This is a genomic window from Pseudomonas sp. GL_091 (assembly GCF_057837725.1).
Genome location: NZ_CM174451.1, coordinates 4,222,114 through 4,241,750 on the forward strand (window position 1 = coordinate 4,222,114; position 19,637 = coordinate 4,241,750).

Genomic DNA, 19,637 nt, shown 5'->3' on the forward strand with positions numbered 1-19,637 from the left:
CACGTCATTATGATTTTCAGTAACCGGCAAAAATCAAGGTAATGGCCAATTGTATGTTTTTGTGTGAAAGCTATGATTTAATCGCCGCCCTCCCTACAGGCTCGACCTGCCAGACAATCGCAATGGAGTGATTGATGCGCGCCGTACACATACAAAACCTGACCGGGCTACGGGGATTCGCTGCCTTGTCAGTCCTGTTGCTTCACATTCGATACGGCGATCTCGCCAATGCCTACGGTGGCCTGGCATTTCTCTTCCAGACGAGAGGCCTTGGAGTCGATATATTTTTTATCCTGTCCGGCTTCATTCTGGCCTACGTCCACGGGAAAGATTTTGCAGACAGTCTGCGTCCAAAGGGAGCTATCAAGTTCTGGGTGGCCAGGCTTGCACGGATCTACCCGGTGCACTTGTTTATGCTGGTCATTACAGCGTTCATTCTGCCGATGCATCGTCTATATGAGTGGTCGCCGGTCGATAGTGCCTACACCTTCTACGCGAACCTGTTTCTGGTGCATGCATGGGGCGTAACCCCCGATCTGACATTCAATCAGCCTTCATGGTCGATCAGTTGCGAGTGGGCGGCATACCTGACCTTTCCATTTATCGCCTACTTCACAAGAAAGTGGGGAAAGATTTCGCTCTCACTACTATTGATCGGTCTGGCACTCTACGCGCCCTTCCTGCAACCAAAGTTGCTTGCCAATGGCATCTGGACCATCAAGTGCATCGTCTACTTTGTAGCCGGGTACTGCGCATATCAGGTATGCCATGATCTGCCGGACTCCAAGCTCTGGAGAGTGACCGCAATCGCAATTGCCCCACTGATCCTGCTGATGTTCTGGGCAACCAGCATCCAGTACTACTTCGACATGCTTTTCCCGTTCCTCGTGATCTTGATGATTGCAAGTCTTTTCCGCGCAGGGCCGATTTGGGCTTATTCCAACCCAGTGTCAGTTTACTTCGGGAAGATCAGTTTCAGCCTCTACATGTGTCACATCATGGTGCTGTTTGTTGAGCGCAAGTTGTTTGGCATGATGGATCTGAAGTTCGAGATTCCCCTCATCGTGGCCTTCTCGATGTTCCTGTATCACTGCATTGAAGAGCCGGCGCGGAAGATTATCCGGATGGTTTCCGAAGGTCGTCACCGCGAGCGCCCCCAGACAAGCTTCATTGACAGCTACGCATTGCCAGCTCCAGCACCAGAGCCGGAAGCACTGAAAGAGCGCACAACGCTGGTGTAACAAAAGAAGGCCCGCCAAATCAGCGGGCCTTCTTTCTGCACGATAAAAAACCTACGAACGTCTTGGCGAACGGCCCCCGGACCTTGCCGTCATTCGCTCGTTGCAGATGGTCCAGGCCGCGGCGACCTGGTCGGCCCGGGATTTGCCGCGGGCCTCGCCCTACAGGGTGCACGCGAGGATGTTGCAGTCTTTTTCGGTCTCGGCCATCTTTTTTTCTCCGATCAACAGAGTACCCACCCGATGACGGGGCCATGACAACGGCAGACTTGACTTCGCTTTCATTGGATCTGGCGGTAGGATGCGCGCCTGACAACAAAATACTCATCACGCACCAGGGTCATCCAATTGTCTGTATCAATGGCTAAAGACCGCATAAACGAAATCGATTTACTTCGGTTCCTGGCGGCAATTGCCGTCCTGTTCTTTCATTATTCTTTTCGTGGGCATGCGTACGACGATCTGTCTGTCATGTCCTACCCTTGGATTGTTCCAGCCACAAAGTATGGATTTCTTGGTGTTCAGCTGTTTTTTATGATCAGCGGCTTTGTGATATTCATGACGGCTTCAAATGCGAACCTGAAGTCGTTCGCAATATCCAGGATCGTTCGGCTCTACCCTGCATTCTGGACGTGTTGCAGCATTACATTTATTGCAATCCTGTTGATGGGCAATGGGCGTTTTTCGGCAACTTTTAGTCAGTATCTCGCCAACATGACAATGTTCAGTGAGTTCATGAATGTACCGTCTATCGATGGTGCCTACTGGTCCATCTTCATCGAAATTCGCTTTTATCTTTTGATTGCCATTCTGTTGGCATTTAAACAGATGCGCAACGCAGAGTATTTCATGATTGCCTGGCTCGCTTATACAGCGAAGACGGCATTATGGGAAACTGACAAGCTGTCTGTGTATTTGATTTCCGAATATGCGGCTTTCTTCATTGCAGGAGCGTCAATGTTCATGGTCTGGAAAAATGGTTTTTCCATTATCCGCACCATGACTATCGCAATTTCTTTTGCCTTGGCGATATATCAAGCACTGAAGCAAGCAGTTGTATTGACGGGTGTTTTCAAGCTGGAAGTAGATTCACTCGTGGTCATTGCGATCGTTACGAGCTTTTTCGTTGCAATGCTGCTCTGCGCTACTCGCAACACAGGATTTTTTGGTCGGACCAACTGGGCAACGGTTGGGGCGCTCACTTACCCGCTCTACCTGCTGCACCAATTCATAGGCTTCATGACGTTCAACCTGCTATACGACAAGGTAAACGTCCATCTGCTCTTCTGGGGTGTCATCGTGCTGGTTTTGGCCACTGCTTACGCGGTGAATCAGTTCATCGAAAAGCCCATGTCGACGCGTCTTCGTGCTTTGCTCCAGCGCCTCCTTGGCAACAGGGTATCGACAGGGTCAGTCACAAAAGCCGACTAATGCGGGGCGGAGCCAAGAACGCAAAAGCCCGACACGGTGTGTCGGACTTTAATTGGGTACCGCGATGGATAGCTGTCACCGTGCTACAAAAAAGAGCTAGCCTGGGTGGTCAACTCTTTTTCCACGCTGGATTTGACACCCCTTGAGGTTCACAGCCTAAGAGGGCGCCGAATTATTTCACCGGATACTTGCCCAACAAATCATCAATAACCAAATCAGCGCCAAATATGGTCAAGTGGTCGGAGTTATAGTAGAGCGGCTTACCACTGGAAGACCCATAGCAGTATTTATCATCACAAAAAACGTTCTTCGAGCTATAAACCTTCACAGAAGGAAACCCTGACACCAGCTTGGAAAATATGTCAGAGTAAACCTTATATCTCGCCTCGTAATCCATCCGACTCATACCACAAACCTCTCTGACCTTATTACTTCCAATCACCAAAGGTCGATAATCAAAGCAGCTTCTTACATTGAACTCCAAGTCAGGATTATCATTAATAAATACAATTTCCTTTCCGGAACGCACAAGCTCAGCCAGAACTTTCTGCCCGACCTCGAAAAACGTATCGGCTTCTTTATCAGTCAATGCGCGAGGAAGTCGATAGTTTTCATTATAAATTCCGAACCCACCGGAAGCGAGATAACTCCAATACCCGGCAAGATAGACAGTCTTGATACTTGAAGTTTCCGCCGCAAATTTTAACGCAACGAGCAGATTATCCTCACAGCCATTGGCAGACATATGCGTAATCGATGAAAAAGGAATGCAACTCTGAGCCCCCAAATTCATCACAGACTTACCAGGCAGCTTACGCGCCAGGCTCTTGTAATATTGATTGCTGTGAGAATCCCCCATAATCAATATTTCCGGAGAGTAGTCTTTAGATACCAAGCAAAAAAAGTAACCCTTAAAATCAGGAAACAGCTTATCACAAGCCTCGTTGCGATAAGGCATATGTGGATATGCCTCGGTCAATTCCACAAAACCATAGTGCTTGTTCAAGCTCGTTCTCGTGCCAAGGCCATCAGCCTTGTACACTCCATATCCAACAAGCCCACAAACGAGCATCAGCACAGCCAATACACAAACTTTCATTTTGCTTTGGACGCCCAGACGAATAGGACGTTCAACGAATCTGTAAGTGATCCAAGCCAATGCAATAGACAGAAAAACTGCTGCTACACGAGCCTCTCGGCTTGGCACCTCACTTTCTACGATACGAAGAAAGGACAATATCGGCCAATGCCACAGATAAAGAGGAAAACTAATCAAACCAAACCAAACGGCAATTTTGTTGGATAATAACAAACGATTTAGAAAAGCACCGGGGCCTGAAGCTATAATCAAAACAGCCCCTAAAACCGGTAACAAAGCCCACTCACCCGGAAATTCAACTGCTTTACTGATGCGCCAAAAGCCAATAAAAACAAACAAAAAACCAATACACGACAAAACATTAGAAAGCGTCTTTCCGTCACTCCCGGCCCGATCCCGACAAATGATCGAACACAGCAAGCCGTCAAGCCTTAAACCAACTCGAGAAAAAAACTCTTTTTTATACAAAGCAAGCCAGGCCAACATGCTTCCACACAGCAATTCCCAAAACCGAGTTTGCGGTGAATAGAAGGTAGCCACAGAATCTTTGCTTACTTCATGAACGTTAAGGAAAAAAGATACAGCTGCAACAAGCACAATCAAACCAAAAAAATTGATTTTCCTCCGCCACGAAAACCAAAGCACGAACGGCCAAACAATATAGAACTGCTCTTCAATTCCCAGGCTCCACAAATGCAACAGCGGTTTTACATTTGCTGCGACATCAAAATATCCAGCTTCACTCCACAATGCAAAATTTGAAACAAAACCCGCACCGGCAGCAATATGCTTGCCCAACTGTTTGTATTCTTCAGCCAGTAACGCAAACCAGCCAAACGTAAAGCTGACAATCAGCACGCAAAGCAATGCGGGAAAAATACGTTTGATGCGGCGAGCGTAAAACTCCCTAAAGCTGAACGCATCCCTATCCAGGCTTTTAAAGATTATCGTAGAAATCAAATAGCCGGATATGACAAAAAAAATATCCACCCCAATGAAGCCACCACGAATCCAGCCTGGAAATGCATGAAATGCTACGACAGCCAATACCGCAATGGCTCTGAGGCCATCAATGTCCGGTCGGTACTTTGGGTGCGACAGATGTGGATGCGAAGCTGGCATTGAGGATAGAACTCGCTGGCGATGTGCAAGACGCAATCTTGTTCAGCACATAGAAATTAGTGGGCGCGGAGAACAAACCAAAAAACGGGGCATTCTAGCTCAGTCCCGCAGCCCCTAAACAACTATTGTCAGCCAGTCCGAGGGCCACACCAAAGTGTGGGTCGGCCACAATCAGAACTGACAACGAACCCGGCCAACACGCCGTGGTCACAATAGCTGATGGCAGCGCAAATGATCAGTGGCCCCGGGCCTTGGTCCGCAGACCAAGGTCGAAAACCAACTTCATTCACGAGCGATGCTTGCGATTCACACACTTCAGGGTGCACCGGATAACCTCAGTGGGTTCGGTTCCTGCCTGATGCAGGCGCTTACCGCTGCTCTGATCCAACGCTCCCTCAGCGGAGTACGCAAATGACTCAATCAATGCGGTTCTTCCTCTCGTTCTTCCTCGCGACTGCAACATTGGCATCGGCCGGTTTCCTGAACAATGCAGGAGCGGCCACCGCCGAGGATCTGAATGCCGACGCTCGACAAGCATTACAGACGCTCTACAAGACCCATCCTTTTTCCGAATCCATCTCGCGCCAGGCCAAGGCTGTGCTGGTTTTCCCGAACATCATCAAAGCGGGTCTCGTGTTCGGCGGCAGCTATGGTGAAGGCGTTTTAATGAGGGGCACGAAAGTCGAGAACTACTACAACTCCGTCACCGGTTCATGGGGGCTACAGGCCGGCGCCCAGTCGTATGGCTATGCGGTTTTCCTGATGACCGATAAAGCCGTGAAATATGTAGCCGAAACCAAGGGCTGGGAAATCGGTGTGGGGCCAACGGTTGTCGTGGTTGATGAAGGGGCGGCGAAGAACCTGTCCAGCTCGACGCTGAAAGACGACGCCTACGCGTTCATCTTCGACCAGCAAGGATTAATGGCGGGGGTCAGTATCGAGGGAACGAAGATTTCTCTGATCAAACGCTAAAGTCAGTCGTTTGATTGGCCATCGGGAGCGTGATTGGCAGCCTATGCCTACCCGGATGGGTTTTCCCGTTTAGGCTAGGCTGTCCTCACTCCTGGCGCACAGACGCACAGACGCACAGACGCACCTGATGATTGGGAAGCCATCTGGACGAGCAAGGCTGTTTCGACCGTTCATTGATACAGGTCTAAACATTGAATGAGCGAATCCTGATAATGATTTTTCAGTTTTTAGGTAGGCCTTAAATGACTTCACAGCTCTTCCAGGTTCACGGCCTCGTGAGTTTCACCCTTGCCATCCTCCTGCTTTTCCTCGGCAAGACCCTCGTCCAGCACAACGCCTTTCTGCGTCAATACTGTATCCCCGAATCGGTGGTCGGCGGTTTCGTCTGTGCGGCGGTTACGTCCTTGCTTTACTTCGGCCTGAAGATCCAGATCGAGTTCGACCTGCAAGTTCGCGACACCCTGCTGCTCTATTTCTTTGCCGGCATAGGCTTGAAATCGGACATGCGCCAACTGCTCAAGGGGGGGCGCCCGCTGCTGATCCTGCTGTTACTCGCCGCTGTGTTCATTCTTCTGCAGAACTCGCTGGGCATGGGTGTGGCCGAAGTTTTTGGGCTTGATCCCAAGGCGGGCTTGATGGTGGGCTCCATTTCCCTCACGGGTGGGGTGGGCACCACCCTGGCCTGGGCACCGCTTTTCGTCGAAAAACTGGGCATCAGTAACGCGCACGAACTGGGCATCGCCAGCAACACCGTCGGCCTGATTGCCGCTTGCGTCATCGGCGGCCCTATCGCCAACCAGCTGATACGCCGTTATCAACTGACGCCATCCAGGGATGCGGAGCTGGAAGTCGGCATTCTTGAGCAACAACCGGGCAAGGCGCTGGACTACTACGACGTGCTCTGGGCCTGGATGTGGCTCAACCTGACCCTGATGGCCGGTTATGGACTTAACCTGGTGCTTGTCGATGCCGGCGTCACCCTGCCCAAATTTGTCAGTTGCCTGTTCGCGGGCATCGTCATTCACCACCTCGTTCTCGCCTTTGTGGGTGATCAACGACTGAAAACCTGGAGCGGCGCCAGCCTGGGCCTGTCGCTGATCTCCGATATCTGTCTGGGCATGTTTTTGACCATGGCCCTGATGGGGCTTCAGCTATGGCAGCTCAACGGCGCGTTGATGTTCATTCTGAGCGCATTGACCCTGCAAATCCTGCTGACGGTAGCCTATACGTATTTTGTGGTCTTCCGCTTTATGGGGCGCGATTACGAAGCCAGCGTGATTGCTTCCGGATTCGGCGGGATTGCCCTCGGTTCCACGGCGACGGCCATCGTCAACATGTCGACCGTGACGCAAAAGTACGGCGCGGCGCACCAGGCATTCCTGATCGTGCCGCTGGTGTGCGGCTTTTTCATTGACCTGGTCAATGCCGTGATCATCAGCATGTTCAGTGGTCTATAGCGCTACGATTGGTTCTTGAAATGGCATAATCGCAACTGGTACATAACAGGTGCGTATAAATGACCGTCGAAAGCTACGACCAACTGGCGATCTTCTCGGCCGTGGCACAAGAGCGCAGTTTCACCCGTGCCGCCGCCAAGCTGGGCATGTCGCAGCCGGCCTTGAGCAGGGCCATGCGCCAGCTGGAGGATCGACTGGGCGTCAGGCTGCTGTCGCGCACCACGCGCAGCGTTTCACCGACTGAAGCTGGTGAGCATCTGCTGCGAGTGATCGCCCCCAGGTTCGAAGAAATCGACACCGAACTGGCCTTGCTCAGCGAATTTCGAGACAAGCCGTCGGGCAAATTGCGGATCACGGCCGGCGAGCATTCGGCGATCACGATTCTGCACCCTGTGCTCGCCAAACTGCTGCCGGACAATCCCGACCTCAGCATCGAAATCATCGTCGACTACGGTTTTACTGACATCGTGGCGGAAGGCTTCGACGCCGGCGTCCGCTTGGGTGAGCAGGTCGCCAAGGACATGATCGCGATGCGCATCGGCCCCGACATGCGCATGGCGGTGGTCGGCTCCCCGGCGTATTTCGCCCGATATTCAAAGCCAGTCGTCCCGATCGATCTGATGCAGCACAACTGCATCACCCTGCGCATGCCGACTTACGGTGGGCTGTATCTGTGGGAGTTCGAGAAAAATGGCCAGGAATTGAAAGTCCGTGTCGAAGGCCAGCTGGTGTTCAACAACATTGCCATGCGCCTGGAGGCCGCCCTTCAGGGCTTGGGCCTGGCCTATATGCCGGAAGACCTGGTGCAGGAGCTTGTCGCGCAGGGCCGGTTGATCCGCGTGCTCGCGGACTGGTGCGAGCCGTTCTCTGGCTACCACCTCTATTACCCGAGCCGGCGCCAGAGCTCGCCGGCCTTTACCTTGCTGCGCGAAGCCCTGCGCTACCTGGGCTGATTGGCCTGGGTGGCGTCCAGCGCCTCGGTGGCCCGCTTGGCTGCATCGGCATCACCCTGATCGGCCAGTAGCCGGGTCAGCTGACGCAATTGCGCAACGGTCAGACCGACCCGCAGGCTGGCGGCCATGTGCGAGCTCAGTTGCGACTCTACCCCGGGCGTGGCGGCCAGCGCTGCGACGGTAGCCAGCTCCCGGCTTTGCCAGTCAAGGTTGTCGCGCTCGAAAATGTCGCCGAACAAATGCGCTTGCAGGTACTGGTTGATGACAGGGACGAAGTCGAACAGCGGACCCTGGACAGGCGCCCCGGCAATGCGCGTCTGGTTGGCCTTGCCGACCGCCAGTAACTCATCGCCGACGGGAATGACGCGACCGGGCTCGCGCCCCGGCTCATCCTGAACGCCGCGATGTTTACGCGCTTCAAGCACTTTCATCAACTCGCCAAGTGCATTGAGGCTGCGCGGAAAGCCGCTGTAGGCGTAGAGCTGTACCAGTATTTCCTTGGCCTCGCTGACCGTCAGCCCGGCATCCAGCCCCTGGTTCAAGGCAGTATTGAGTCGAGGAATATTGCTCGTGGCCATGGCGGCGGCAATCAACGGGATGGCCTGTTGTCTGGCGGACAGTGTCTCTGAGGCGGGTTGAGCCACTGTCTGCGGCGCAATGGCCCCCCGGGTGCCGTACTGGGCATCGGTAACTTTCTCCAGCCATTGCACGTTTTTGCCATCCACCGCCCCGGTCACGGCCAGGTGCGTCATGGCGCTGGCAGGCGCCGCCCCATGCCAGTGCTTGACACCCGGCGGGCAGACAATCACATCGCCGGGATGGATTTCCTGCACGGGCTTGCCCCACTCCTGCGTCAGGCCCACACCAGACACCACCACCAATCGCTGGCCGGCAGGATGGGTGTGCCAGGCCGAACGTGCGCCCGGCTCGAAGGTGACGTAGGCGCCGGACGCATTGATCTCGCCCGTGGCGGAAAACAACGGATCAACACGCACCTGCCCGTTGAAATATTCCGCAGGTCCCGCGACCGAAGCCTGGCTGCCTGCACGGCTGATCTGCTGGGCGGCGCGGGGCCCACTGATATTGTCTGCCCCGGCGGCACCGGCGAAGGGAGCCGCGGCGCACACCGCGATGCCCAAAAGAGTGTTCTTCATGCTGGCGGATCCTTCAGATCAGAGGGTTCGAGCGTAGAACGCATTCAACTGGCCAATGGCGACGTCCACATACTCAGGCACCCAATAGGTTTCGATATGGGTCGCACCATCGATCGTGAACAGTTTCTTGTCCCGGGTTCCGGTGGCCTTGGCGAACGCCTGCTCTGACATGTACAGACTGTCGGCCTTGCTGCCGGCGATCATCAGCAACGGCTTGTCGATCAGTTCGATCTGATCCGTGGCATCGAAACTCATCAGGTCCAGCAGACTGCTCTGGGTGTACCTGAAGGTCGAATTCGGGTGGGCGTGGGTCTTGCCGTAATACTCGAAGCCCTGCCGGTACAGATCAAACGGCAACTTGGCGATCTGCTCATCGGTCAGTTTGGCATCGCCGACATAGAGCACCTCCCCGCCCGCCGCTTCCTGTGCGCGGGCAGCCGAAGCCTGTTGCAAGCGCTCCTGAATCGTCGACAGTTGCGAGTCCCGGTAACCATTGCGGCGTACCAGCCCGGAGTTGAACATGCTCACGGTCGCGATCGACTGGAAGCGCTTGTCGGTTTGCGCCGCCTTCAACGAATAGCCCCCGCCGCCGCAGATACCGAGCAAGCCCAGTCGCGTGCTATCGACGCCGGGATAGCTGGCGATGAAGTCCGCCATGCCATGGATGTCCTCGATGCGCAACGCCGGCTTGTCGATGTTGCGCGGCTGGCCACCGCTGGCGCCCTGATACGCCGCATCCGCCGTAATCGTGATGTAGCCCTGATCAGCCAGGCGCTGGGCGTACAGACCGGCGACCTGCTCCTTCACCCCGCCATTGGGATGCGCCACGACGACAGTCGGATATTTCTTCCCCACGTCATAATTGGCCGGGGTGTAGACGTTGGCGGCAATGTCCAGGCCGTTGAGTTTATAGGTGACCGGATGGATGTTGACCTTGCCCGGCTCGTTCTTCACCAACGCGCCAGCGTAGGTCAAGGTGTACGGGTTCTGTTTGTAGTCCGCCGCCTCGGCTTCAACGCCGAACATGCCGATCATGGCGGCCATGAGAGTGGCCTTTATCGTGGTTCGCATCATGTGAATGCTCCAGGCAATTGCGGTTTCCAAAGGTGTGCGGCAGCGATTGCCATGCTCGTTATCAATCCAGGTTTTTCTCGGCGAGAAACTGCGAAACCAGGTCCGCGATCTCGACGTTGTTCAGGTCCGAAAACGGAAAGTGGCTGTTGCCCCTGATACCGATCTCGGGTAAGTGAATGAGCCGGACGTCACCCCCATGGCGGTTCACCGTGTCTCGCCACTGGCGAGCCATCTCAAGCCGGGCACGCCAGCTGTCCTGCGCCGGCAAGCGAACCGGTTTGTGCGGAATGTTGTCGCCGTAGAAAATCAGAATGGGGATGTGGGTCAGCGTTTCGAACTGCGCCTTCGATACGACCTGTGCCGAGAGTGTGTCGAACGCACTGGGAATCGGCGCCGGAACCTCGCCTTCTGGAAACACGAAGCTGCTTCCCGGCTCGAACGCCACGATGGCCCGCACATTGCGGCTCTTGATCGCCGTCAACCAACCGGGGCCACCGCCCTGTGAATGGGTGAACAGGATGGCCGGCCCGGTCTTTTCCAGCAGCGCGGATACGCCATCGGAGGCGACTTCAATGTCGTAAGGACCGGTGTTGGGCGTCATCGAACGGAAGAATTGCTCCAGCGCCTGCGGCCCACGGGGAAACTGACTGCCCTCGAAGGTCTCTGGCCACAGGCCGATGCGGAACTGGTTGAACCACAGTTGCTCGTCCGGCACAGGCTTGATCGTCGCTTCCACCAGGCCGCGCCCCGCGTCGCCACGGCGCGGTTGGTCGATCAGGTAAGTGGAGAAACCGCGCCGCAGGAAAATGTTCTGGAACCCTTCCCGGCCATCGGCCGTGGTTTCCCAGGACTTCGCGGATTGCCCCGCGCCATGCCACATGACAATGGGCAACGGGTGAGCGTCGACCGGCACCTGATAGAACGCATACACATGGTCGCCATGGTAGGTCTGGCCATCAGGCAGCATCGGCTTGTAGGGATCAAAACTCCCTGGCTGGGTGATCAGCCCCCCGCCGGCCATCAGGCTTCCCTGTTCCTTGATGATCAGCGGACTGCGCTCTTCAGCGTCCACGAGTGCACCGGTAGTCAGGGTGAAACAGAGCGTACCCGCCTTGAATGCTGCGTGCGCGTACTTGCGGATGGAATCCTGGGTCATGAGTTGCTCTCGGCTTGTAATCGCAGAGTTGCAACTTACCGCTCAGGAATTAATTAATGAATAGAACCAATCGGATAGCACTAATACCAAAAACACATAACTATTTTGATTGAGTCATAACCCGGCCAAAGGTGGATGATGTCCTGACAGGGGCCTAATCTTAATAGGCATGACCTTGAATACACCTCTTGCTACAGGGGAACCGGGATGACGGGAAAAACTGCGCGCCAATACTCGCCATGGATCCTGCTTTCCCTGCTCGCCATCGACCTGGCACTGACAGCGGGATGTTCAGGCAAAGCCGCCACGGCTCGATATCCAGATCATCCAGCCCCAAACACTGGTTCAACCTGCTTTGCAGAGGCCCTCCCCACTGTCGGCGAAGGCGGCCTCGCCTGGGCCGACACCTTGGACATGGCTCGCCAGAAATCCCTGGATAATTGCGCCCGTTATGCAGGCCGATCCGGCGGCACGCCGAATACCTGCCACGTGGTGATGGCGGAATGTAAGCATTGATAGAGCGGTTTTTCATTTCTGCGCCGCTTTTGCATTACTGTGCGACAGATCCCACTTCAGGGGCTCCCGTTTCACACGCTCGTGGTGTTAGTTTTGAAAAGTTTCTGATCAAACGATCAGATATTTCTTACAAACCGCCTGCAAAGGAATGCCCCCAGCAATGGATTTTTCCCTCAAGCACCTGGCTGCGACCACCCTCATGCTCGCCAGCCTTTCGTCGTTCACCACGGCTGCCCACGCCAATATCACGCCACAACAGAGCACGATCATCCTCAAGACCTTCAGCGATGCGTCGGTCAAGGACTTCAAACAGTTCCTGGGAAGTCTGGTCAAGAGCGATATCGCCAAAACCGACGACCTCGGCCCGGCCATCCGTGCGTTCCAGGGCAACAAGACGCTTACCGCTGAACAGCAAAACGAAATCCATCGTTTGCTTGGCCTCTATGCCCGGGTGAAATACGGCAGCGCGGCCACCGAAACCCTGAAGGAGCTGGTGGCCATTCCGACCGTACGCGTGGACGGTGTTGACCAGCACGACAATCCCGAATTCATCAAGATTGCCGAGAAGATCAAGGGCCTTGCCCAGGCGTTCAACCTGAACTTTCGCAACATCGACAACCGCGTCTACGAGATCTCCCTGGAAGGCAGCGGCGATGAAGTCGTGGGCATTCACGCCCATGCCGATGTGGTGCCGGTGACGCCGGAAAACTGGGTGCTGCAGGACGGCACCCGCCTCGACCCGTTCAAGGTCACCCTGATCGGCGATCGCATGTATGGCCGTGGCACCGAGGATGACAAGAACGGCATCGTGGTGGCGCTCTACGCCATGAAAATCATCAAGGAAGAGAAGCTGCCGCTGGCCCGCAACTTCAAGCTGCTGGTCGACACCACCGAGGAAACCACGGGCGACGCCATCCCCTACTACTTCGAACGCAACCCCACACCCAACTACAACCTGGCGCTGGATGGCGGCTACCCGGTGGTGATCGCCGAGAAAGGCTACGGCACGGTCATGGCCAGCTTCGCCAAACGTAAAGCTGAAGGCCAGGGCGCAGAAATCACCTCGATGACCGGGGGGCTGGCCACCAACCAGATTCCGTCGACATCGGTCGCGACCCTAGTGACCGACAAGCCCGCCGAACTGGCCGCCAGCCTGCAAAAGGCCGGCACCGAATATGCCAAGCGTAACGGTGGCAACTTCAAAGTCGCCGCCAAGGTCGACGGCAAGGACGTCAAACTGACGGTCACCGGTGTGTCCGCGCACTCCTCCGAGCCCGAGTCCGGCGTCAACCCGGTGGCCAGGATGCTCGACTTCATCAATGGCCTCGACGGCAAGGTCGCGCTCAAGCACAACCAAATCACTGACGCCGCCCGCTACGCCGTCGACAACTGGGGACTGGACTACCTGGGTGGCAAGTTGGGAGTCGGTTTTGCCGATGAGTTCATGGGCCCGCTGACCACTTCCCTGACCTATGTCGGGATGGATGGCCAAGCCTTCAAGCTCGCGGTCAACCTGCGCGTGCCGAAGGGCAAGACGCCGGAGGTGCTCAAGTCCGAAATCGCCGCAAAGCTGGACGCCTGGAGCAAGAAGACCAGCATCGCACCGGCCTTCGACCTGTCGATTGCCGAACCGATGTACCGCAACCCCGAGGGTGAATGGGTCAAGGCCCTGCTCGCCGTGGCCAGCGACAACCTCGGCATGGAACACAAGTTCGGCACCTCCGCCGGCGCCACCTCCGTGCATGAACTGCCCAACGGCGTGCAATTCGGCCTGGCCATGCCGGACGTCAAATACACCGGCCACAACGACAACGAGTTCAAGACCACCGAGCAGTTCCTGCTGGACTTGCAGATCGTGACCGAGATGATGGGTCGCATCGGGCAATTGCCGAAACTTTGATGCCCTATCGGACCCGCCCTGCTGGCGGGTCCAACTCCAAACCTGTGGCGAGGGAGCTTGTGCCCGTCGGGTAAAACCGAGGAGGCATCTGAAGCCGGCTACGGGACTTGCGGCACCCGCCACGACATTGCACAGCGGCTACCGGGTTCAAAGCCACAGCCATACTCTTGTAACAGGATCTCCGCCAAGCGCTTATCCAGGGTTGCCCCGGCGTTATGCTCAAACCCTAGCCGCCGGTAAAATGGCGCGTTCCATGGCACCTCTGTGAACGTCGTCAGCGTCACAGAAGCCAGCTGATTAACCCGCGCATATTCCATCGCCGCTTCAACCAGTTTTCGCCCCCAGCCCTGCCCCTGCACAGACTGTTTGACCGACAGCTCATAGAGATGAAGATCGCTGCCGTGGCGTTCTGCGCTCAGGAAACCTTGGGGCCGCCCCTCGGCATCGACAGCCACCCAGCACGTCGATAACGCGATCAACTGCCTGTGACGATCGACTGGCATGGTGGCGGCGTCCGCCAGCCAACTCAGTTCATCGATTGAGCGGAATGCTTGAGCGGCGCTACGTTCAATATGGGGCAACAACCGGGCATCTTCGGGTAAAGCCAGACGAATGTGTGCAGGCATGATTTCTCAAGACAATGGCTTGCTTGCCCGGAATTCTACGCTGCCTGAGACCCGTGTGAGTAAAGCGCGCTGATCCGCGCGCTCCAGACCCCATGAAGTAAAAAAAGCATCATTCAGGCAGAGTAGCGACCATCCTTCGATGGTCGCCGCTCCAACATCAATAACTACAAGAACCCGATACGCACGATACATTCACCATCAGAACGGTTATTTGTTCGCTTTAACCGGTCCCTGATAGTAAGGCAGGCTGTCAATCCGCGGTGTATAGACCCCAGTGCGGACACTACGCTGAACATGCGCCGCGATCTCATCCATAGGTGCAAACCAGACACCGCCTTTTAGCATCATGTATTCGATCAACTTCGACACTTCATGCCATCGTGCCAAACGACCGGAAAGGAAAGGATGCCAGACGGGTATGAAAAGACCGCCATATTCCCATGCTGCATCAAACTCGGCCTTGAAAACCTCCATGGCGCGTTGCGGCGACTGAATCGGCATCTGAAAATCAAGGTCGATACTGTGCATGTACTGGGGCCAGTCATCCAACGCCCAGCTGGAGGGGAGCTCCACCAGCTCTCCAGCATTTGTGCGCAACAGATAAGGAACATCATCCCCCATCAATGAGGCGTCATAGCTGAAGCCTCGCTCGATCAGCAAGTCAGCCGAGTGCTCCGACATATTGTAGAGGGGAGCCCGCCAGCCTCGCGGTGCCTGCCCCGTGAAGCGCTTGATGGTGTCGCAACCACGATCGAGCCAATAGGCTTCTTCTTCTCGAGTCAGCTCGTTTGGATGTTCATGTATGTAGCCATGGTGGGCAATTTCGTGGCCATGTTCGACAATAGCTTCAATGGCCTTGGGGTATTGCTCGATGCACCAGGCCGGAATGAAGAACGTTTGTTTAATCTCGAAACGCCGATAGGTTTCCAGGATCCTTGGAATCGCCACCTTCGGTCCGTAGTGCAGCATTGAAATACTGGCAACTCGCGTTGCTGAATCCTTGGGGTGCGCCACATGCAGAATGCTGTCTGCATCCATATCAAAGGTAAAGGAGACGGCACAGCGTGCGCCATTTGGCCAGACAATAGGGTTTTCAATCATGCTTAATCACCAATGGCTGCTGAATATCATTGATTCACCAAGAACCGTGAGCAATCCAGATATCAATACTCGTGATCGCGCAGCCAATCGGAGTAATGCGTCAGTCCTTTTTCCAGCGACCATTGCGCGCAATACCCCAACGCCTGCTGCGCAGCACTCAGATCCCACTCCCCATGCCGATCCAGATGCCAGTAGCCATTGCCGATTTCGATGCGGGCCTCAGGCATTATTTTCCTGATCAATTCAACGGCCTCATGCAGTGTCCAGGAGCGATCACCGGCAATATTAAATACACCGCCCTTCAAGTCTCTGGTTTCAGCTGCCATGAGCACAGCGCGCACAACATCTTCCACATGAATGTAATGGAATCGATGATCGCCGCCGGTAGGCAAGTTGAATGTTTCACCCCGATGAACTGTTTTAAGTATGTCCCTGAGAACCTGCGGCATTTTATTTTCAGGACCATACACTTCGGCAATCCGCAGCGAGATGACTTCCATCCCATAGAGGTCGTTGTAGACCCGGCCAAAATGCTCGGTGGCAACTTTGGTTACACCATAGGGTGTCGTTGGGTTAATCGGTGTTTTTTCATTGATCACACCCTCGAAATTCCCGTACACCGTTTCAGAAGAAAAATTCACCAGCTTTTTAATGCCCGCCAGGCGCATTGCCTCAAGCAAATGAATGGTGCCATCGATATTCGCTGCCACTGTCGTGATCGGCAGATCTATGGACAAGTCAGGATGTGACATCGCCGCCGTATGAATAACACGATCAACCCCAAAGTCCTGGATGGTTCTGACAATCCGGGGAATATCGTATAACTCCCCCTGTACAGGGGTCATGAACTCCGACCTGGCCTCTGAGTAGTCACGATTGTAACTAATCACCTTAATGCCCTGCTCGCTGAGCTTTTTAGTCAGGTACCTGCCAACATAGCCCAAACCACCGGTAATCATTACAGCGCTCATTTTGTTTCCTTCTTGTTATTAGAAAAATCAGAGCCACTTGTTCGACTTGGAAAATAATGACTCAGTGAAGTTTGCAAGACACCCAACTAAATCGCGGCCCCGCCATTGGGGCTGACGACCTGTCCAACCATATAGTTTCCCGCGGGCCCGGCCAGGGCTTCGACCATGGCTGCAATCTCGTCCGGCTTTCCGAAGCGTTTCAATGGAATTGTCGCGCGCGTCTCGTCGTTGTATTCAATGGTGTCGTTGATCAACATGTCTGTTTCGATCGGCCCCGGTGCCACCGAATTAACCAATACGCCTTGTGGGGCAACTTCCTTCGCAACCGCTTTAGTCAGTGCGATTACCCCGCCCTTGGAGGCGCAGTAAGCGGCGTAGGTCGCAAAGCCAATCAACCCAAGCTCGGAACTGATATTGATAATCCGCCCCTGACCACGTGCCAGCATGCCCGGCAACACGGCCTGCATGCAGGCCCAGGTCCCTCCGAGATTGGTACTGATCATCTGCTCCCACTGTGCCCATGTCGTCTGCGCGACTGTTGCCGAAACCAGCCGCCCGGCATTGTTGACAAGAATATCGACCCGCCCGAAGCGGCTCTCAGCCTCCCTGATGATTCCCGCTGCCGCTTCGGGATGACTGACATCGGCTTGAACAGTGATCCCATCGCCGCCGTTGTCTTGGGCAATACGTATTACTTCATCCAGTTGATCCTTGACGTCGAAGTAGTTGAGTACCAAATAGTCCCCACTTGCAGCAAAGCGCTTGGCAATTGCCAGACCAATGCCCCTTGCTGCTCCCGTAATTACGACAACACGCTTCATAAGTTCACCCATGGTTTTAAATGAACACCACACGCAGGCGCCAATGTCCAACTAACGCAGGCTGTAACATTGACCGCATGCGTTAACTTCGGAATCAGGACTCTTGCATTGGAGTCAGTACGGCTTGTTTGGAAACTCGCGACTGCCAAAACACAATCATCGCGCCAGAAAGAATGGTCAGCGCGCCAAGGTACCAGGCGGTGTATTGATCCTCAGGCGAAACCGGATTGGCCCCGGCGGTATAACCGATGTATCCCAGCACAAGGATTGCCAGCGCAGCCGGGATCGACAGTGCCAACGCCATACCGAAACGTTGACGGCGGAAGGTCATGACAATGAATGCAGCGATAGCGGCCATGTAGGACATCACCAGCGTGATGGTCACGACATCGTAGTACCACGAGATCTTGTCCAGTGGCTTCCACCAGAGCAGTGTAATGGCGAGGGTCGAGACGATAACGCTGGCCAGCCATGGCGATCTCGATTTATTGACTGAGCGAAGCGCTGTTGGCAGATGCCCTTCCTCACTCATTCGATAGAGCGTACGCGCAGCCGCACTGGAAGAAATTTGCAATCCGGCACATGCCGAAGTGATCACGACGAACAAAGCGATCCAGGCCATGGCGGGGGGCAAGTAGACATTCGCCACAGCGGCGATCGGCCCACCGTTGCCGTCTTCGATAATAGCCGCCAACTTCTCTACAGGCACCGCGTACTGCCAGCCAATCGCCGCGAGACTGTAAATGACAAATGCCGAAGTCAGAACGAGTAGCATGGAGCGCTGTACAGTCCGAACCGGAATACGCGACTCCTCGATATAGTTGATCGCCGAATCGAAGTTCGCGAGCATCCATACACCGAACAGCACCCCCGGCCCGATCGTGGACCAACCACCAGACCCTTCCAGGGTGTACATGGAAATCACTGACAAATCCGGAACCTGAGGATTGATGATTCCCATCAACCCGAGCCCGGCTACTACGCTGATTTCGAAAATCAGAAATACGCTGGCTACTTTGGCTGTGGCATTGACGCCGTTGCAGGAAATGGCCAGGAAGATCAGAACCATACCCGTCCCGATCAGTTTTGCGTTAAGTGGACCCGCCAACACCGGGAACAGCGCCTGTATATATTCGGTTCCGATGATTGCACACATTGCCATCACTGCCATGCAGGCAACGGAGTACGCCCAACCGAGAATGGTCCCTACACGGGTATGCAGAAATCGCGAGGTGAATGTGAAGACTCCACCCGCCGACGGTGCCTGGCGAGTGAGTGAGATCATGCAGAAAGCCATGACCAACATCGGAAAGAAGTACGCAATCAAAATGGCCAGTGGAGCGTGGTGGCCCGATATTGAGTAAAGAATCGACATGGAAGAGGCTGCGATCCAGCCAGGCGCATTGAAGCCCAACGCCGAAAAAGTTACATCCCTGGTGGTTAGAGTTCCCTTGTTTAGCGCCGTATCCAGATCACGAACAGTTCCGTCACGGTCATAGCCGATGATTTCATAGAAGTTCATTTTTCAGGCTCTGATTAATAGCTATAGAAGATGTTGTAGCGTCAAACCATCCGAGTTGATTTGAACGCCGTTCTTATTATTCAACTAAGCAAAATGCAGATACTCAAAACCCGAACAAGCCAGACACCAACAGCTTATTCAGATTTGATTTACAGCTTTCTTGTTCTTTATCGCCCTCCAGGAAAACCCTCCAGCCGAAATTATTTTTTTCAGCCGCCAGCCGTCACTTCAACTGCATAGCTACGTGCATGAGCAATTGTGACGCTTAAACCACTGAATGGCGGGGGGAGGTCAGTATAGGAACAGCCAAAAAATACCTACCATCAGAAATTTCCGATGTTTAAATCTGGATTAGCGAAGTAAGTCCCTGTCAAGAATGGCCTGCATAGACCCTGGCGACGCGGGTTATCTCAAAGGGTTGGCCCTGCACCTCGGCGGGCTTCTTTCACAATCTTCTCGGCATTGAACGTTGCGGTGTGCTGCGTTAGCGCCCCCATAAACCACACATGGCAAAAAAGATGTGT

16 protein-coding genes are annotated in these 19,637 nt (G+C 54.7%); 7 read left to right on the forward strand and 9 right to left on the reverse strand.

Annotated features, from left to right (window positions below; genetic code table 11):
• Positions 1-134: 134 nt before the first annotated feature.
• Together AC3ITY_RS19180 and AC3ITY_RS19185 are read left to right on the forward strand one after the other, a co-directional pair.
• A complete protein-coding gene (locus tag AC3ITY_RS19180; RefSeq protein ID WP_489304384.1) occupies positions 135-1,241 on the forward strand; it encodes an acyltransferase family protein in 1,107 nt (368 codons plus the stop codon).
• Positions 1,242-1,598: 357 nt separating this feature from the next.
• Positions 1,599-2,669 (forward strand): acyltransferase family protein, encoded by a 1,071-nt coding sequence (locus AC3ITY_RS19185; RefSeq protein WP_489304385.1) that lies wholly within the window; start codon positions 1,599-1,601, stop codon positions 2,667-2,669.
• Between the two features lie 172 nt (positions 2,670-2,841).
• On the opposite strand, the gene AC3ITY_RS19190 is transcribed toward AC3ITY_RS19185, so the two are convergent.
• The gene (locus AC3ITY_RS19190; RefSeq protein ID WP_489304386.1) at positions 2,842-4,890 is read right to left on the reverse strand and encodes an acyltransferase family protein; all 2,049 of its coding nucleotides are present in this window, start codon (positions 4,888-4,890) and stop codon (positions 2,842-2,844) included.
• 411 nt (positions 4,891-5,301) lie between these two features.
• On the opposite strand from AC3ITY_RS19190, the gene AC3ITY_RS19195 reads away from it, so the two are divergent.
• The 3 genes from AC3ITY_RS19195 to AC3ITY_RS19205 all read left to right on the forward strand — a co-directional run bounded on the left by AC3ITY_RS19195 (position 5,302) and on the right by AC3ITY_RS19205 (position 8,272).
• Complete coding sequence (locus AC3ITY_RS19195; RefSeq protein ID WP_489304387.1) at positions 5,302-5,862, forward strand: lipid-binding SYLF domain-containing protein; 561 nt, start codon at positions 5,302-5,304, stop codon at positions 5,860-5,862.
• Between the two features lie 242 nt (positions 5,863-6,104).
• The gene (gltS, locus tag AC3ITY_RS19200; RefSeq protein WP_489304388.1) at positions 6,105-7,319 is read left to right on the forward strand and encodes a sodium/glutamate symporter; all 1,215 of its coding nucleotides are present in this window, start codon (positions 6,105-6,107) and stop codon (positions 7,317-7,319) included.
• Positions 7,320-7,378: 59 nt separating this feature from the next.
• Positions 7,379-8,272 (forward strand): LysR family transcriptional regulator, encoded by an 894-nt coding sequence (locus AC3ITY_RS19205; protein WP_489304389.1) that lies wholly within the window; start codon positions 7,379-7,381, stop codon positions 8,270-8,272.
• Here AC3ITY_RS19205 and AC3ITY_RS19210 read toward each other — a convergent pair.
• The 3 genes from AC3ITY_RS19210 to AC3ITY_RS19220 all read right to left on the reverse strand — a co-directional run bounded on the left by AC3ITY_RS19210 (position 8,260) and on the right by AC3ITY_RS19220 (position 11,656).
• Complete coding sequence (locus tag AC3ITY_RS19210; RefSeq protein ID WP_489304390.1) at positions 8,260-9,426, reverse strand: (R)-mandelonitrile lyase; 1,167 nt, start codon at positions 9,424-9,426, stop codon at positions 8,260-8,262. The two genes, AC3ITY_RS19205 and AC3ITY_RS19210, sit on opposite strands and share 13 nt — an antisense overlap.
• Positions 9,427-9,444: 18 nt before the next feature.
• The gene (locus AC3ITY_RS19215; protein ID WP_489304391.1) at positions 9,445-10,500 is read right to left on the reverse strand and encodes an alpha/beta hydrolase; all 1,056 of its coding nucleotides are present in this window, start codon (positions 10,498-10,500) and stop codon (positions 9,445-9,447) included.
• A gap of 61 nt (positions 10,501-10,561) precedes the next feature.
• Complete coding sequence (locus tag AC3ITY_RS19220; protein ID WP_489304392.1) at positions 10,562-11,656, reverse strand: alpha/beta hydrolase; 1,095 nt, start codon at positions 11,654-11,656, stop codon at positions 10,562-10,564.
• Between the two features lie 207 nt (positions 11,657-11,863).
• Between AC3ITY_RS19220 and AC3ITY_RS19225 the strand changes: the two genes are divergently transcribed.
• Positions 11,864-12,172 (forward strand): hypothetical protein, encoded by a 309-nt coding sequence (locus AC3ITY_RS19225; RefSeq protein WP_489304393.1) that lies wholly within the window; start codon positions 11,864-11,866, stop codon positions 12,170-12,172.
• Positions 12,173-12,332: 160 nt separating this feature from the next.
• Complete coding sequence (locus tag AC3ITY_RS19230; RefSeq protein WP_489304394.1) at positions 12,333-14,072, forward strand: dipeptidase; 1,740 nt, start codon at positions 12,333-12,335, stop codon at positions 14,070-14,072.
• A gap of 98 nt (positions 14,073-14,170) precedes the next feature.
• Here the strand turns inward: AC3ITY_RS19230 and AC3ITY_RS19235 are convergent, their stop codons facing one another.
• The 5 genes from AC3ITY_RS19235 to AC3ITY_RS19255 all read right to left on the reverse strand — a co-directional run bounded on the left by AC3ITY_RS19235 (position 14,171) and on the right by AC3ITY_RS19255 (position 19,113).
• A complete protein-coding gene (locus AC3ITY_RS19235; protein ID WP_489304395.1) occupies positions 14,171-14,698 on the reverse strand; it encodes a GNAT family N-acetyltransferase in 528 nt (175 codons plus the stop codon).
• 207 nt (positions 14,699-14,905) lie between these two features.
• Positions 14,906-15,799 carry a polysaccharide deacetylase family protein gene (locus tag AC3ITY_RS19240; protein WP_489304396.1) on the reverse strand — a complete coding sequence of 298 codons (894 nt, stop codon included), beginning with the start codon at positions 15,797-15,799 and terminating at the stop codon, positions 14,906-14,908.
• A gap of 62 nt (positions 15,800-15,861) precedes the next feature.
• On the reverse strand, positions 15,862-16,770 hold the full coding sequence (locus tag AC3ITY_RS19245) for an NAD-dependent epimerase/dehydratase family protein (protein WP_489304397.1): 909 nt from the start codon (positions 16,768-16,770) through the stop codon (positions 15,862-15,864).
• Between the two features lie 86 nt (positions 16,771-16,856).
• Positions 16,857-17,591, reverse strand: a complete 735-nt coding sequence (locus tag AC3ITY_RS19250) for an SDR family NAD(P)-dependent oxidoreductase (RefSeq protein ID WP_489304398.1) — start codon at positions 17,589-17,591, stop codon at positions 16,857-16,859.
• Between the two features lie 94 nt (positions 17,592-17,685).
• Positions 17,686-19,113: an APC family permease gene (locus AC3ITY_RS19255; RefSeq protein ID WP_489304399.1), complete on the reverse strand. Its 1,428-nt coding sequence runs from the start codon at positions 19,111-19,113 to the stop codon at positions 17,686-17,688.
• Between the last annotated feature and the right edge of the window lie 524 nt (positions 19,114-19,637).

Coding starts and splice junctions, on each gene's coding strand:
- AC3ITY_RS19180 (WP_489304384.1), top strand. CDS start 135: ATGCGCGCCGTACACATACAAAACCTGACCGGGCTACGGGGATTCGCT.
- AC3ITY_RS19185 (WP_489304385.1), top strand. CDS start 1,599: ATGGCTAAAGACCGCATAAACGAAATCGATTTACTTCGGTTCCTGGCG.
- AC3ITY_RS19190 (WP_489304386.1), bottom strand. CDS start 4,890: ATGCCAGCTTCGCATCCACATCTGTCGCACCCAAAGTACCGACCGGAC.
- AC3ITY_RS19195 (WP_489304387.1), top strand. CDS start 5,302: ATGACTCAATCAATGCGGTTCTTCCTCTCGTTCTTCCTCGCGACTGCA.
- gltS (WP_489304388.1), top strand. CDS start 6,105: ATGACTTCACAGCTCTTCCAGGTTCACGGCCTCGTGAGTTTCACCCTT.
- AC3ITY_RS19205 (WP_489304389.1), top strand. CDS start 7,379: ATGACCGTCGAAAGCTACGACCAACTGGCGATCTTCTCGGCCGTGGCA.
- AC3ITY_RS19210 (WP_489304390.1), bottom strand. CDS start 9,426: ATGAAGAACACTCTTTTGGGCATCGCGGTGTGCGCCGCGGCTCCCTTC.
- AC3ITY_RS19215 (WP_489304391.1), bottom strand. CDS start 10,500: ATGATGCGAACCACGATAAAGGCCACTCTCATGGCCGCCATGATCGGC.
- AC3ITY_RS19220 (WP_489304392.1), bottom strand. CDS start 11,656: ATGACCCAGGATTCCATCCGCAAGTACGCGCACGCAGCATTCAAGGCG.
- AC3ITY_RS19225 (WP_489304393.1), top strand. CDS start 11,864: ATGACGGGAAAAACTGCGCGCCAATACTCGCCATGGATCCTGCTTTCC.
- AC3ITY_RS19230 (WP_489304394.1), top strand. CDS start 12,333: ATGGATTTTTCCCTCAAGCACCTGGCTGCGACCACCCTCATGCTCGCC.
- AC3ITY_RS19235 (WP_489304395.1), bottom strand. CDS start 14,698: ATGCCTGCACACATTCGTCTGGCTTTACCCGAAGATGCCCGGTTGTTG.
- AC3ITY_RS19240 (WP_489304396.1), bottom strand. CDS start 15,799: ATGATTGAAAACCCTATTGTCTGGCCAAATGGCGCACGCTGTGCCGTC.
- AC3ITY_RS19245 (WP_489304397.1), bottom strand. CDS start 16,770: ATGAGCGCTGTAATGATTACCGGTGGTTTGGGCTATGTTGGCAGGTAC.
- AC3ITY_RS19250 (WP_489304398.1), bottom strand. CDS start 17,591: ATGAAGCGTGTTGTCGTAATTACGGGAGCAGCAAGGGGCATTGGTCTG.
- AC3ITY_RS19255 (WP_489304399.1), bottom strand. CDS start 19,113: ATGAACTTCTATGAAATCATCGGCTATGACCGTGACGGAACTGTTCGT.